This is a genomic window from Pseudomonadota bacterium (assembly GCA_034189865.1).
GTDB lineage: Bacteria > Pseudomonadota > Gammaproteobacteria > UBA5335 > UBA5335 > JAXHTV01.
On sequence record JAXHTV010000019.1, the window covers coordinates 31,964 to 45,194 of the forward strand.

The 13,231-nt window shown below is 57.2% G+C and carries 15 protein-coding genes; 7 read left to right on the forward strand and 8 right to left on the reverse strand.

All coding sequences use genetic code 11. The features are described from left to right. Positions 1-131: 131 nt before the first annotated feature. Positions 132-1,196 carry a glycosyltransferase family 9 protein gene (locus tag SVU69_09910; protein ID MDY6943313.1) on the forward strand — a complete coding sequence of 355 codons (1,065 nt, stop codon included), beginning with the start codon at positions 132-134 and terminating at the stop codon, positions 1,194-1,196. Here the strand turns inward: SVU69_09910 and SVU69_09915 are convergent. Together SVU69_09915 and SVU69_09920 are read right to left on the reverse strand one after the other, a co-directional pair. Then, positions 1,182-1,601, reverse strand: coding sequence for a DUF6165 family protein (locus SVU69_09915; protein MDY6943314.1), 420 nt, complete (start codon positions 1,599-1,601; stop codon positions 1,182-1,184). The genes SVU69_09910 and SVU69_09915 overlap by 15 nt on opposite strands. Positions 1,602-1,791: 190 nt before the next feature. Continuing rightward, complete coding sequence (locus SVU69_09920) at positions 1,792-3,264, reverse strand: hypothetical protein (GenBank protein MDY6943315.1); 1,473 nt, start codon at positions 3,262-3,264, stop codon at positions 1,792-1,794. 168 nt (positions 3,265-3,432) lie between these two features. Here SVU69_09920 and SVU69_09925 point away from each other — a divergent pair, with 168 nt between their 5' ends. Further along, positions 3,433-3,984, forward strand: coding sequence for a putative molybdenum carrier protein (locus tag SVU69_09925; GenBank protein MDY6943316.1), 552 nt, complete (start codon positions 3,433-3,435; stop codon positions 3,982-3,984). A 17-nt stretch (positions 3,985-4,001) separates the two neighbouring features. Here SVU69_09925 and SVU69_09930 read toward each other — a convergent pair whose 3' ends face one another. Further along, on the reverse strand, positions 4,002-4,367 hold the full coding sequence (locus SVU69_09930; protein MDY6943317.1) for a hypothetical protein: 366 nt from the start codon (positions 4,365-4,367) through the stop codon (positions 4,002-4,004). Between the two features lie 223 nt (positions 4,368-4,590). On the opposite strand from SVU69_09930, the gene SVU69_09935 reads away from it, so the two are divergent. Next, the gene (locus tag SVU69_09935) at positions 4,591-5,733 is read left to right on the forward strand and encodes an acyl-CoA dehydrogenase family protein (protein ID MDY6943318.1); all 1,143 of its coding nucleotides are present in this window, start codon (positions 4,591-4,593) and stop codon (positions 5,731-5,733) included. A 7-nt stretch (positions 5,734-5,740) separates the two neighbouring features. Here the strand turns inward: SVU69_09935 and SVU69_09940 are convergent, their stop codons facing one another. Beyond that, positions 5,741-6,466 (reverse strand): SIMPL domain-containing protein, encoded by a 726-nt coding sequence (locus SVU69_09940; GenBank protein MDY6943319.1) that lies wholly within the window; start codon positions 6,464-6,466, stop codon positions 5,741-5,743. A gap of 45 nt (positions 6,467-6,511) precedes the next feature. Further along, positions 6,512-6,772 (reverse strand): zinc ribbon domain-containing protein, encoded by a 261-nt coding sequence (locus SVU69_09945; protein ID MDY6943320.1) that lies wholly within the window; start codon positions 6,770-6,772, stop codon positions 6,512-6,514. Positions 6,773-7,020: 248 nt separating this feature from the next. On the opposite strand from SVU69_09945, the gene SVU69_09950 reads away from it, so the two are divergent. Beyond that, positions 7,021-8,691 (forward strand): alkaline phosphatase D family protein, encoded by a 1,671-nt coding sequence (locus SVU69_09950; protein MDY6943321.1) that lies wholly within the window; start codon positions 7,021-7,023, stop codon positions 8,689-8,691. A gap of 177 nt (positions 8,692-8,868) precedes the next feature. Further along, a complete protein-coding gene (locus SVU69_09955; GenBank protein MDY6943322.1) occupies positions 8,869-9,717 on the forward strand; it encodes a transglutaminase family protein in 849 nt (282 codons plus the stop codon). Positions 9,718-9,740: 23 nt separating this feature from the next. Here SVU69_09955 and SVU69_09960 read toward each other — a convergent pair whose 3' ends face one another. Both SVU69_09960 and SVU69_09965 read right to left on the reverse strand, forming a co-directional pair. Further along, the gene (locus SVU69_09960; protein ID MDY6943323.1) at positions 9,741-10,322 is read right to left on the reverse strand and encodes a SprT-like domain-containing protein; all 582 of its coding nucleotides are present in this window, start codon (positions 10,320-10,322) and stop codon (positions 9,741-9,743) included. Between the two features lie 107 nt (positions 10,323-10,429). Continuing rightward, complete coding sequence (locus SVU69_09965; protein ID MDY6943324.1) at positions 10,430-11,206, reverse strand: ferredoxin--NADP reductase; 777 nt, start codon at positions 11,204-11,206, stop codon at positions 10,430-10,432. A 235-nt stretch (positions 11,207-11,441) separates the two neighbouring features. Here SVU69_09965 and SVU69_09970 point away from each other — a divergent pair, with 235 nt between their 5' ends. Then, positions 11,442-11,642 (forward strand): (2Fe-2S)-binding protein, encoded by a 201-nt coding sequence (locus tag SVU69_09970; protein ID MDY6943325.1) that lies wholly within the window; start codon positions 11,442-11,444, stop codon positions 11,640-11,642. Positions 11,643-11,871: 229 nt separating this feature from the next. Next, a complete protein-coding gene (locus tag SVU69_09975; protein ID MDY6943326.1) occupies positions 11,872-12,297 on the forward strand; it encodes a hypothetical protein in 426 nt (141 codons plus the stop codon). A 198-nt stretch (positions 12,298-12,495) separates the two neighbouring features. Here the strand turns inward: SVU69_09975 and SVU69_09980 are convergent, their stop codons facing one another. Next, entirely contained in the window at positions 12,496-12,897 is a 402-nt protein-coding gene (locus SVU69_09980; GenBank protein MDY6943327.1) for a hypothetical protein, read from the reverse strand. Between the last annotated feature and the right edge of the window lie 334 nt (positions 12,898-13,231).

A 13,231-nucleotide genomic window follows, 5' to 3' on the forward strand; every position in this document is an offset into this window, starting at 1 on the left:
AAACAATTATCATTTGATTTTAGGCTGGCTGCCCGAAAACCAACCCATCCGCTGAAGCGTTTGCATTCGTCGCTTGTTCCGATAGGCTACCCTCTCGCGAACCCGATCAATTCACTGTCTTTCGACAACCCGTGACCCAACCAGCACCCAACTCCCTTTGTATTTTGCGATTGTCGGCCTTGGGCGATGTCACCCACGTCTTGCCGATCATTCACACCCTACGGACCCACTGGCCAACAACACGGCTCACTTGGGTCATTGGCAAACTGGAAGCCCAACTGGTGGGGGACTTGCCGGACGTGGAGTTCATCGTCTTTGACAAATCTGCGGGATGGCGGGGCTTTCGTGATCTTCGCCGTCAGCTCGCCAATCGACAGTTCGACGTGGCGTTGTTGATGCAGGTCTCGTTACGAGCCAATTTGGTGGGCATCGGAATCAAAAGCCCGCTTCGCATCGGCTACGACAAACAGCGCTCCAAAGACGGCCACGGCCTGTTCGTCAACCGGCGAATCCCGGCAACTCATGGCCAGCACGTGGTGGACAGTTTTTTCAGTTTCTTAAGCACAGCCGGCTTGGAGGCACGTGAGCTCAATTGGAATCTGCCCATACCGGATTCGGCGCGGGCGTTTGCCGAAACCCATCTTCCCGGCCAAGCACCCACGCTGATCATCAACCCCTGCGCCAGTCACGCTCGCCGCAACTGGCTGCCGGAGCGTTATGCAGCACTGGCCGATCACGCAGCAAACGTTCACGGGATGCGGGTGGTCCTATCGGGCGGCCCGAGTGCCCTGGAGCGGGAGATGGGCGAGATGATCACGACCCACATGCAGTCCCCGCCGATCAACCTCATCGGTAAGGACACGTTAAAACAATTCCTCGGGCTGTTGAAAAAGGCCCATGTGCTGATCACGCCGGACTCGGGACCGGCGCATATGGCTGCCATCACCGGCACACCCGTCCTGGGACTATACGCCGCCAGCAACGTTGAGCGCAGCGGGCCCTATTTCAGCCGTCAATGGTGTGTGAACAAATACGACGAGGCAGCCAATAAATTCAAAGGCAAACCTGCCGCCACGCTGCCTTGGGGCACCAAATTGGAATACCCTGGCGTGATGGACCTCATCCAGGTCGAGGAAGTGAAAGACAAGCTTGATAAGTTGATGAAAGACGTCTATTCCCACTCAAAGGGCACTTGAACCTTCCCCGCGACGTTGGTAGTCGGCGTAGGATTTTTCCTCGACCAGTTCCGAACCCGTCCGCTGATTGATTTCACGCTTCAGCCGGGCGCGCTCGTCGTTGGTCAGATAGACCGACCGGGCCAACTCGACAAATTCGTCGTCGAATGCCGCCAGCCGTTCCTTTTCGCGAATGGCGTCTTCAATACCCCAAAGGCGTTCGTTAATGCCTCGCAAGGCAGTGCGTAGATCGGCGATATCGATAGCCGCTTGCGGCGATGCTTTCCAAACATCCGATAACAATCGAAGTTCGCGGCGAACATTCTCGAGCTTGCCGGGATCGCTGATCAGCTCACACTTGATTTCCAAGATGGTGATTTTATCGATGAGCTCGCCAATCGAAATGGGTGCTTGTAGTTGGTTCATCCAAAATCCCAGAAACGATATTAAACGCCCTAATGGGACGCTGCAGGTGGACCCGGGATATTAGTCTGCGCATGACGATGGAGGCAAACGTCGCCATCCGCTCGGCGGCGGACGCTCGTCGCCCCCCAGAGGCAGCAAAGGCGCTACAGCCAAGCCGGCCGTAGCGCCTTGCCGTTTGACCCAAACCCGCCTAGTCGGCTCGGGCCAGTGCCGAAGAGGTCACGCTATCGAACCGCGGGGGATCATCCATGGCCTGAACGAAGCCTTCAGGCCCGGCCCCTCCGACGGTCGCTGGGAACCAGAGCACCGCGGTGATATCGATATCGAGCTTGCCAACCGGCAGCTTGGTGACGCGAAAACCGAATCGGGGCAAAGCCTCCGGGAAATCCTCGTACTCATAGGAATTCTCCGGCGCCACCGAATCCTCATACATCCCGATACCTTCCACGGGCCAGTCCCGGGGCACGTCGAATTTCAACACCACGTCCCAGCCGCGGCCGCTCTCCAGCCACAGCCATGTCCGGTCGGGAATGTGGATATCCTGCTGCTCTTCGGCCGGCGTTTCTTGAGCATCGACATCGTGGTAGTGTCCGCTCGGATTCACCGCCGCGACGAAGCGCCCTCCGCGCAAATCGTTCATGTCCAGATAAATGTCGATAATCGGTCGATTCAACACCCGCGTTAAGATTTCGCCGCCGGGAATGTGCAGCTTGACCGGCAAAAAGATGCCCTGATCGTAAAGCGTCATGTCCGTCACGATGCGGAAGACCGGAATACCGGCCACCACCACCCAGATTTTGAGTTTGAGCACATCGCGAACCGGCCCTCTTTTCACGCCCACCAACTCGGCCTGCAAATTAGGCAACCCCACTTCGACCCGCGGCCATCGTGTGATCACGCCGGTCGAGAGTTCCAGAACCAAGGTATCCAACACCCGGTGTTCGGGGGTAGGGCCTGCGTTGGCGCGGAAATCTTCGAATATCAGAAGATTGTCCGGGTTGTTACGGAAATTGTAGAACGTGGTGTCGGCGATCAGGCGATCCGTGTCGTAGTTGACATAGTCGGTGGTATCGCGAAGCGAAGACCCCTTGACCACGTAGGCGTACCGGGTGGTGCCATCGAAACTCAGTTCAAGCTCGTCGACAATGCGCCCTTCTGGAACCGCCATAGTTTCCGGGTCGAATCGCTCGCCCCCGGTATCCCGATACATAAAAACGAACTCGTCCACGGCATCGAAAACCCCGGCGGTTCCGTCCACATCACCGGAGATACCCTGCTCATAGACCCAGCCGTCGGTATCCCGCTCGTCAATTTGAAACGGAATCGGAATCAACCGACCGGCGCGCACCGCCATGACCGAATAGTCCGAGATCGGACCACCCACAAGCTGCGGTAGCTCCTCCCCTTTCAGCGTCACCGCATAAACCCAGGTAAAATGCGTCAAACCCAAGCCAGAGACCATATCGTCCCATTGCTGGGTCGAGAGGCGAAAAGAGTAGTCTCGCTCCTTGGCCATCAGACTCGGATCCGCGCTCAGCGCTCCCATGAATTGCTCAAACTCACCATCATCCATGCTCCCGTACGGGGCGATGCCCCAGGCAGAACCACTCAACATTAGGGGCAATAGCGCACCCCATATCCAAGCTATCGATCGCTTGATCATCCGTGAATCTCCTCCGTCGTTTTATCATGCGCGTCCAGCCGGGCGGCCGAACCACGGCCAACCCGGACTGTTGCGGCAGACGTTCGCAAACGGGGTAACCGTTAAGTCAATTGAGGACGGTTTGAAAAAAATTTCCAGTCTAATTAGTCAATTGAAATAAAACGCGATATGAAAGAGCAGCGGAAAGAAGGGCCAAACACCGATGTCGGTACGGGCCCCATGGGACAACCGGTGATCGTATCGGGCGGTCAGACGGGAGTCGATCGGGCGGCTTTAGACGCGGCTTTGGCCATCGGTTGGCCATGCGGCGGGTGGTGCCCGCAAGGCCGGCTTGCGGAAGATGGCGTGATCCCGGACCAATACCCCCTAACAGAGTTGAAGCGCGGAGGATACGCGGCACGGACACGGCGCAACGTGGAAGACAGTGACGGGACCTTGGTCATTTACTTTGGCCGGCCCAGTGGCGGGACGGCGTTAACGGAAAAATACTGCCGACAAACACAACGCCCACTACTGAGTGTGAACGGCAATCACACCCCACCGAGGGAAGCGGCTCGCGCCATTGCCCGATTCGTTCGAACACACAACATCACCCGGCTTAACGTGGCCGGGCCGCGGGCCAGCGGAGAACCCAAGGCTTACGACTACACGCGAAAGGCGCTGGGCAGCTATCTGGAAGGTTTAGAAAAAGGCGTTTCTAGAACGAAACAACCCACGTAGGTGAACTCACAGAGCCGTTATTCTTGGCCATCGGATGCAGCCACCGCGTGGTAGGTTTCTTTTGTCAGCAGAAAACGCAGCTTGCCGTTCTCGATTTCGAACGGGCTGCGCGCACGGGCTTTCACCGGGCCGGTTTCGTTTTCTAAAACCACCACGCCCGATTCCGGCAAAGACCACCGTCCAATCTCGCCATTGGAACGCTGATAGCGCCCATCGGGGAAAAACTCGACGACCGCTCCATCGTCGGTCTTTTGCCACGCACCCACCAAAGGTGAGGCAGCCAAGGCTTCGGCCACTTCTTCGCCCTGCTCCGACGAACAACCTGCCGTCAGCATCACTGCGAGGAAAAACAAGACCCATGCGAGGTGATTGAACTTAGTCATGATCTGATCCGTGTCATTGAGATAGCCCACCCGGGAATCGGGGCATTATGCGGCAACAAACGTGTGGTGTCGAAGCACCGCTTTAACGTTTTTGAAGCATCCGTTATGGTGGCTGCTTTGCTGACCATCTTCGATAATCGCATCGTCACGCAGCACCGGTTTCGACAAACCCGTCCAGGCCAAGCCGGCCTGAGACTCTAAAGCCTATCTAGAGGAGTAGACCGTGAGCAAATCACGAAATCTGTTCACCGAAGAACACGAAATGTACCGAGAGACCTGTCGGCGTTTCTACGAGAAAGAAGTCATCCCCTACCACGACCAGTGGGAAGAGGATGGCCAGGTCTCCCGTGAGGTATGGCTCAAAGCCGGGGAGGCGGGATTGCTTTGCATGTCGCTGCCGGAAGAGTACGGCGGCTCCAACGCCGACTTCATGTTCACCGTCGTTCAAGCCGAAGAACAAAGCCGTGCCGGCACATCCGGCCCCGGGTTCATGCTGCATAACGAAATCGTCGCCCCTTATATCTTCAAGTACGGCAACGACGAGCAGAAACAACGTTGGCTGCCGAAAATGACGCGGGGCGAAATGATCGGCGCCATCGCCATGACCGAACCCGGCACAGGCTCCGACCTGCAAGCGGTCCGGACACACGCCAAGCGCGAAGGCGACCACTACATCCTCAACGGTCAAAAGACCTTCATCACCAACGGCTACATGTGCGATTTGGTGATTGTCGTGTGTAAAACCGATCCTGAAAAAGGCGCCGGAGGCATCAGCTTACTGGTGGTCGAAGCCGGCACGCCGGGATTCGACAAAGGCCGAAAGCTGAAAAAAGTCGGCATGAAAGCCCAAGATACGGCGGAACTCTTTTTCGACAACTGCAAAGTACCGGCGAGCAACCTGCTGGGCAAAGAAGGCGCCGGCTTCGGCTACCTCATGAGCGAGTTGGTTCAAGAACGGCTGCTGATCGCGATGGGGTCTATCACCGCCAGCGAGTATGTGCTGAACCACACCATCGAGTATGTGAAAAATCGTGAAGCTTTCGGGCGGCCGATTTCCAAATTCCAAAACACGCGATTCAAGCTGGCCGAGTTGAAAACACAGGTGACCATCGGCCGGATCTTCGTCGATCGCTGCCTGGAGTTGCACATGCAAAAGAAACTCGACGTCACCACCGCCGCAATGGCCAAGATGTGGACCACCGACCTCCAGTGCGCACTGACGGACGAGTGCGTCCAACTCCATGGGGGATATGGCTACATGCTGGAGTATCCGGTCGCCAAAGCGTTTGTGGACGGGCGCGTTCAAAAGATCTACGGCGGCACCAACGAGATCATGAAAGAACTCATCAGCCGCAGTTTTTTGTAGGCCGAATTTAGCGCTCTAGAAAGTACTGTACGGTCGAGACCACCCGGACGATCTTGTGAATCTGGGTGGTCTCGTCGGCATAGCGAACCGCATCGCGCGGTTTGATCACAAAAACGCCCTGATTGGCCCGGCGAATCCCACCCAGCGGGCTGCCGCTGTCCTCGGCGAACTGTTCGGCCGCGGCCCGGGCATTGGCGGTTGCCGCTTTCAACATCTCCGGTTTGATGTCGTTCAAACGGGTAAACAAATAACTCACGCCACTGGATTGATCCCGGCTACCCAATACCACACCTTGGCGTGCCAGCTCCCCTACCTGGCCGTTCAGGCTCGCCACGCGCTCAACGTCCTCACTTCGAATGATCACGCCCTGACGCAGAATAAATCGCGGCCCACCGGTCTGTTGCTGGTAAGGGTTCGACAGCCGGTCGGTCACTTCCAGCGTCGTCAAACTCAAGGCGTCGGCGGGCAAGCCGCCGGCTTCAACGAATCGTCGTACCGCCACGGTGCTGGTTTCGATCTGACGTTGAACGGCTGGCAGATCGTCGCCATTGGCAATCACCTCCAGCGACCACAAGGCCAGATTCGCCCGCACCTCACGCTCGGCCAGCCCCTTGACGGTGACATATCTCGCATCCGTCCGACCGGCATAAAAGCCATAGCCCGTCGCGATCCCCGCAACAGCAATGCCCAAGGCAACAAACATGGAGGCAAGCAGGAATCGAGGCTGGCTCATCGAAAAAAACTCCGTGAAGTCAGCGAACGGCAGCGGGTCGAACCCTCAGCTATGGGAGTGCCCACCGGGGCCACAGCCGCAGCGGGTTTGGCCACACGGCATCGTTTGGGGCAGGGCGCGCTTCGCACCCGAGACAAAATTCCCACCCGTAATCAGCCGCTCGACGGGCGCATCGGCCGGGGTATCGCCGAGTTGCGCGCCCGCAGCAGCGCACAAATCACCCCAAGTCTTCAACTCCGCGCTGACCCCGTGCCAGACCGAGATGGTCTGATCGTTGGCCGAACAACGATAGTCATACGTTGGCATAACTGACTCCTGCTGTTTGAGCGAACACGGGATATAACCCCTCGCCGCTCAAGGATGGGCGACCTGCCACGGCTTAGCGGCTTGAGCAGTTGATTCTAGAACGATCACGGGTAGCCGCCAACTCCGCGAAATCTGGCTCGCGACTCAACTTTGCTGAACAGCGCTTGGACTCCGCCCAGAATTGTAGCTATCTTGCCAGACCAATCACCTCCAAAATGTTTAGAAAGTCGGACCAAGGAGTGTCGGCCGTGCGAACAGACGTTTTTACCTGGAAAGAGGATCGACCCTGGCCCAATTGCCGGCTAAAACGCGGTGCCATCGTCGGCCACACCACGCCCCACAGCACCAAACTGTGGCTTCGGACGGGATACCCGGGAGACTATCAACTGTTGCTTTTTCCAATTAACGCCGACAGCGAGGCGCTTCGACAGCAGCTCACTGAGGTGCCCTTGAAGCTGGAAGACTTGCCTGACTCCGTTCGGCGGATTCCGCTGAAGGTGGAAAATTTCGACTCCGATACGACTTGCGTAGTGACCATCGACGAGTTGGAGCCATCGACTGAATACGGCTACGCCCTGCATGGCCGCGATGGAGCGATTGAGCGCATCGTGTTAGGACAAGACCGGCCTTATCAGTTCCGCACCCTCCACGACGATCCGGGCGCGTCATTCAGCTTTGGTTTCTACTCGTGCCATATGCCCTACAAAGACACGATGTTTCGTAAAACGGATATCGTCAACCAGTCCATGTGGGATTACTTCGATGCCGCGTTGAATCGACAGCACTCCCGAGATCTCCGCTTTGTCATTGGTGGGGGCGATCAGGTGTATACCGACGGAGTCGACAGTCTGAACATCTGGCGATACCTTGCCAAAGTCGCCCGCAAGCAGGACGGTCAACTCCTACCTACCAAAGAATCCATGGTGACCTGGTACCGCGACATCTATCGCGGTTATTGGGGTTTCGAGAACCTTCGGCAGGTACACAGCCGCTACCCGCAATACATGATCTGGGACGATCACGAACTGGGGGACGGCTGGGGGTCCTACCGACTGAGCGGCAATCAGCAGGACGAACTGAACGAGTTGTTCGACTACAAAAAAGCCGGCTTGACCCGAGACGAGGCACTGATCCTAATCGGGGAGATGAAAAAAGCGGCATTTCAAGTCTACGACGAATACCAGCATGCACATAACCCCGATACACCCCAGGGACAGTTTGACTACGACTTCCGTTGCGGCCGTGCCGCCTTCTATTGCCTGGATGGTCGCGGGCAACGGGATATCAACCGAAAATCACGACGAGTGCTAGGAATCGCCCAGTATCAACGCTTCAAGCGCTGGTTGGAGGCACGGGATCCGGCCGAAACACCTTTTCTGTTCGTGATCTCGGCCGTGCCCATCATGCATCTGGCGACCGTTCTGGCCAACGCCGACGACACCATCCTGGCGGATATCGCGGACCTACAGGACGATCTTCGCGACTCCTGGGAACACAAGCTCCACGATTCGGAACGGAAAGGACTGGTCAAAATGCTTTTCGCGGCCGCGAACAGGGGACTGAAGATCTGTATCCTCAGCGGCGACGTACACACCTCCGCCGCCTTCAAAATGCGCGATCCATCCTCCGGCGCCATCATGTACCAGCTCACCTCAAGTGCCATTACGTATGATAAATCTCGCCCACTCAGCTGGGTTTTGGGCAAAACTGTGTCGGACTGTGGGCGATCTGTCGACGGCTATGACTTCACGCAGCTGACACTTTACACGGCCTGTAACTTTTCAATCGTGCAAGTCTTTCCGGAGGAGCAGACCGTTTGGTTCCGATTGTACGGCAAGCAAACCGTGTCAGACCCAAAAGAAGAAGCCGCGGACCTGCCGGTCAACAGCGCCCTCACAAACCTTGAACTACGGTTCTAGTCGGCCGTGCTCGGTCGCCACAGTGTTTGTCGGATTGTCGGGACAAAACAACACACGCAAGCCAGCGGCTGTCACGGAAGAGGCGCTGTATAACCGCGCTGTCACCATGAGCGAAGCCTGATATGACGCCAAGCTAAGCGCTGTGACTCACATTCACGCCCGCGGGGGTGGGCCTGTATGCGCTTACATATCACACACACCACCCGGTACCGATACAGCCGCCCGGTTATTTTGGGGCCGCATCTGGTTCGACTGCATCCACGCTACGACCACCACGTTCGCTTGGAGAACTACCAACTCACGGTCAACCCCACACCCAGCAACCGAACACGCTATCTCGACCCGTGGGGTAACCTGGTCGACCAACTGTGGTTTCAAGGCCCCACCGAATCACTGACAATCCAAAGCGAGTGGGTCGCGCGGAATCACAACCGAAACCCGTTCGACTATCTTGTGGATCGTTCACTCGATCAAGTTCCGATCCTGTATCCGGACCGGCTCGAACGAGGGCTACGACCCTATCTCGTAACGAATCCCCCTGTCGCAGAAATCACGCAGGCTCTCAGCCGGGAAATTGCGGCCAAATCCGGACAAAAGCTTTTGGGTTTCGTTTGTGCGCTCAACGGATATCTGTACCAGAACATCGAGCGCATCGTGCGCGAACAGGGACGACCACAGCGGCCAGAAACCACGCTGGAAACCGGCCGTGGAGCTTGTCGCGACCTGGCGGTCTTGTTCCTTGCCCTCTGCCGAGCCCAAGGCCTGGCGGCGCGTTTCGTGAGCGGCTACCAACACCGGGATACGCCGAGACAGCGTCGCTATCTCCATGCCTGGCCCGAAGTCTTTGTCCCGGGTGGCGGGTGGCGGGGCTTCGATCCCACCCATGGCTTGGCGGTGGCGGACAGACACATCGCCGTCGCAGCCGCCGCTGATCCATCCGACGCCTCGCCCATCGACGGTACGTTCAGCGGCACAGCGCAATCCGATATGGAGGTCCAGCTGCGTATCGAAACGATCGGGGGATAAACCCGGCGCCACGGTCGATGTCATCAAGCGGGTGTCAGCCGCTGACCGCAACGGCGGCAATCATACGCCGCGCCCCGTTCGATACGGTGGTGACGGATACTGGTCAGTTCGACCGGCCCGCAGCCGCAGCGATACCGATAGCGACGCAGGCGGCGTTGACGGACATTACGCGTATCGAAAGGGTGGCAACGTCTCGCCGGTGCACCGAGCAGCTCCATGACCATCTTCCAGTGGCGTCCGTGGGGCGCGGCTCGCGGCCAAAGCTGCATCACCGCGCAGTGCGCGTATTCGTGCGGCACCACCTGGGCGAGGAACGACGACTCATTCTCCCGCAGCAGAACAGGGTTCAGACTGATTTTTTTTGGGCCGGCGCGGCCTGCAGCACAGCCCCGCAGGGAATACTCCACGGCAACAGCAGCCAGCGGCTTGTCGAGCACTTGCTGCAAGTGGTTTTGCATTGCAACGAGGCGCGCTTCGATGCGCGCCGGCAGATCAGGGTTGGACTCAAGCCAGCGCCTGGCGTCGAGATAGGCCTGCCGCGAATCCGCGAAGGACAAGCGGCCCGAGAGGGGGATTGATCGGAACGAACCGTTGCGATTTGACATGAAACGGCATTGGATATCGGCACGCAATTGCGCCTATCGTAACACGCTGTGGAATAACCTCAGCTCAGGATCGCACGCGTCTTTCGGCGGCGAATTCCGAGCCGCCCTTATTTATCCACAAACGCGCGTTCGATGACGTAATCCCCGGGATATCCGATTCGGGGTGAACTTTCGAATCCCCGCTCATCCAGAATCACGCACAAGTCGTTCAGCATGGCAGTACTGCCACAGATCATGATCCGGTCCGTGGCAGAATCCAGCGGCGGCAGACCGATATCGGAACACAGTTGTCCGTTTTCCAACAGGGCGGTGATTCTCCCCTGATGCTTAAATGGCTCCCGGGTTACCGTCGGATAATAGATGAGCTTTTCTCTGACTTCATCGCCAAAATACTCATTATGCGCCAGTTCGTGGGTGATGAAATCCTGATAGGCCAGATCAGAGACCCGGCGCACCCCGTGAACCAAAATAATCTTTTCGAACCGCTCGTAAGCATCAGGATCTTTAATAATACTCATAAACGGCGCCAGGCCCGTGCCCGTCGACAGCAAATATAAGTGCTTACCGGGACGCAAATCGTGCAGAAGCAAGCTACCGGTGGGTTTGGCGCTGATCAGAATCGAATCGCCCTCTTGGATATGCTGCAGGCGGGACGTAAGCGGCCCGTCCGGCACCTTGATGCTCAAAAACTCCAGGTCTTCTTCATAGTTCGCGCTGGCGATGCTGTAGGCGCGCATCAGCGGGCGCCCGTTGACCTCCAGGCCAACCATGACAAATTGGCCGTTCTCGAAGCGCAGCGCCGAGTCCCGGGTGGTCGAAAAACTGAAAATCGAATCGTTCCAATGCCGAACACTGAGAACGGTTTCCCTATTGATACTTGCCATCGGATATTTTTTCGGTGCCAGGAATGTAAGGACGCGACGCATTTTACCCACAAGCCTGACGCTTAGCACTTAACTTATGGATATATCGATATTAATTACGAACGAATGCAACTGACCGAGCCGCCGATCGGCAGCATCGGCGGCCTATCGAAACAAAATCCCAATTGACAATGATTCGCATTCGTACTAACTTCAACTGGTATCGAAACATCGCGGGGGCCATCGGTGAGTCAGTATGTACGTATGTGTTTGTAAAAGAGTCACAGATCGCCAAATACGCGAACTCATCGCTGAACAGGGCGCGGGAGATCTCGATACTTTAAGATGTCACCTCGGCGTCGCCACCGGATGCGGTAAATGCGAGGAGGCGGCCATGTCGATGATTCATCTCCACGCCAATCGGGGCGATGAAAACCCCGATGCGCGAGCCGCCTAACGCATCGGCTTCGAAAACCAGCGCCCGGTCGGCTATGCATAGACTGAGAAAAAACAACTAAACGCGGCGCCCGGCGGCCCTCACCCGAAACTCAAACGGCACCGTCTCGTGAATTTTTATTGAACCTCTCCCCGTCTCCGAGCTTTTCTTGTATCTTGATCACACTGCCGAATGTTTATCGGCGAGTTCCCTTCTCTCAACGCACATCATGTATCGAAGGAGCGACCCCATGACGCGACTTAAAACCTACTTCATCGCATGGACCGCCGCATTGCTGATTCCATTCACGGTCAATGCCGAACTTACTCCGATGACCGATCACGAGCTGACCCAAGTCAGTGGCCAAGCCTACACCGTGAAACTGGTCGTATCGGACACATTGAATATCAAGTTTAACTACCCCATACCGGATCTCACCGAGCGGAACATTGTGATCGGCACCGTACCGGTGAGCGATCTGGCTCGGGGCGCGGAGGCCCAGTACCCAGGTCTCGTTGAACTGGGTCGGAATACTCTGATCTTGGGAATCAATACCCTGACCGGCGATCTGCTAATCGGCGGGTTAACCGCGCTGCTGGCGATCAACCCGGCCACGGTACCGCTGACTCCGTTCGTCGACCTGCTGCCCACCTTGTCGGTATCCTACGCGCCCTGATCCAGGGTACACGGACAATGGCAAAGCGCCTGCGTATCAGGCGCAAAAAAACGGCCCGCGATAAGCGGGCCGTTTTCTAAGGAAGGTTCAGTCAAAAAGTCAGGAAATCAACCACACGCGATTCCCCGCTACTTAACCTCAGGAATCGGCCAAGCCGATCGAACCAGCTTGCAAGCGGCGAAAAGCCAAGCGGACCCTCTAATGGCCGCCGTGCCCGCCACCGCCGGTGGGTTTATGCTTGCGCGGACCGGGTTCATAGTTTTTCACGCCCCCTAGCGGACGGCCTTGCCCGTCAAGCTTAAAGCCCATCGACCAAGCGCGCTGGTCCATTGCTTCTTTGTGAGCGGCGCGAAACTCGTTGCGCTCCGCTTCGGTTTCAAACTCATGCAGGCGATCACGGTAAGCTTTGCGCTCCCCTTTGGTCATCATCGCCCCGCCGTAGATTTCTTCCTGTGCCAGAGGGTTTGCACTGGTGGTCCGATCCCAGACTTCCGAGCCCTCTCCCACGAAATTCGGTGGCTGGGCATTGGCCGCTACCGTGCTCAGCGACAATAAAATCGCCGCGTTGATCAGGATGTAACCTGCACCTTTGCTATTCATCACTCCAATCCTTTGATTTTTGATAGTTCGAAGACCGGTCGAGCAAAATCGACGGTCCCGATTCATCGACCCAACGTTTAAGACCGGCGCTCTAGGATACCGCCTTGGGTCGGCATCGCAAGCCTTCTATAGCGAATGGCCGGCTCCACGCTGCGCAATGGCCTCGAAGCGCGCTTGGCAACCCAGACACCGCTGCGCTTCCGGCTGGGCTTGCATTCTCCTCCACCCGATCGGTTCTCCGCAGTCACTACACTCACCGAAACCGCCCGCCTTGATTCTTTGAAGCGCGGCTTCCACATCTCTGATTTCATGGATATGGCGGTCGATATCGGCC

Coding starts and splice junctions, on each gene's coding strand:
- SVU69_09945 (MDY6943320.1), bottom strand. CDS start 6,772: ATGCCAACGTATGACTATCGTTGTTCGGCCAACGATCAGACCATCTCG.
- SVU69_09920 (MDY6943315.1), bottom strand. CDS start 3,264: ATGATCAAGCGATCGATAGCTTGGATATGGGGTGCGCTATTGCCCCTA.
- SVU69_09970 (MDY6943325.1), top strand. CDS start 11,442: ATGTACGTATGTGTTTGTAAAAGAGTCACAGATCGCCAAATACGCGAA.
- SVU69_09925 (MDY6943316.1), top strand. CDS start 3,433: ATGAAAGAGCAGCGGAAAGAAGGGCCAAACACCGATGTCGGTACGGGC.
- SVU69_09955 (MDY6943322.1), top strand. CDS start 8,869: ATGCGCTTACATATCACACACACCACCCGGTACCGATACAGCCGCCCG.
- SVU69_09940 (MDY6943319.1), bottom strand. CDS start 6,466: ATGAGCCAGCCTCGATTCCTGCTTGCCTCCATGTTTGTTGCCTTGGGC.
- SVU69_09915 (MDY6943314.1), bottom strand. CDS start 1,601: ATGAACCAACTACAAGCACCCATTTCGATTGGCGAGCTCATCGATAAA.
- SVU69_09975 (MDY6943326.1), top strand. CDS start 11,872: ATGACGCGACTTAAAACCTACTTCATCGCATGGACCGCCGCATTGCTG.
- SVU69_09960 (MDY6943323.1), bottom strand. CDS start 10,322: ATGTCAAATCGCAACGGTTCGTTCCGATCAATCCCCCTCTCGGGCCGC.
- SVU69_09980 (MDY6943327.1), bottom strand. CDS start 12,897: ATGAATAGCAAAGGTGCAGGTTACATCCTGATCAACGCGGCGATTTTA.
- SVU69_09930 (MDY6943317.1), bottom strand. CDS start 4,367: ATGACTAAGTTCAATCACCTCGCATGGGTCTTGTTTTTCCTCGCAGTG.
- SVU69_09965 (MDY6943324.1), bottom strand. CDS start 11,206: ATGGCAAGTATCAATAGGGAAACCGTTCTCAGTGTTCGGCATTGGAAC.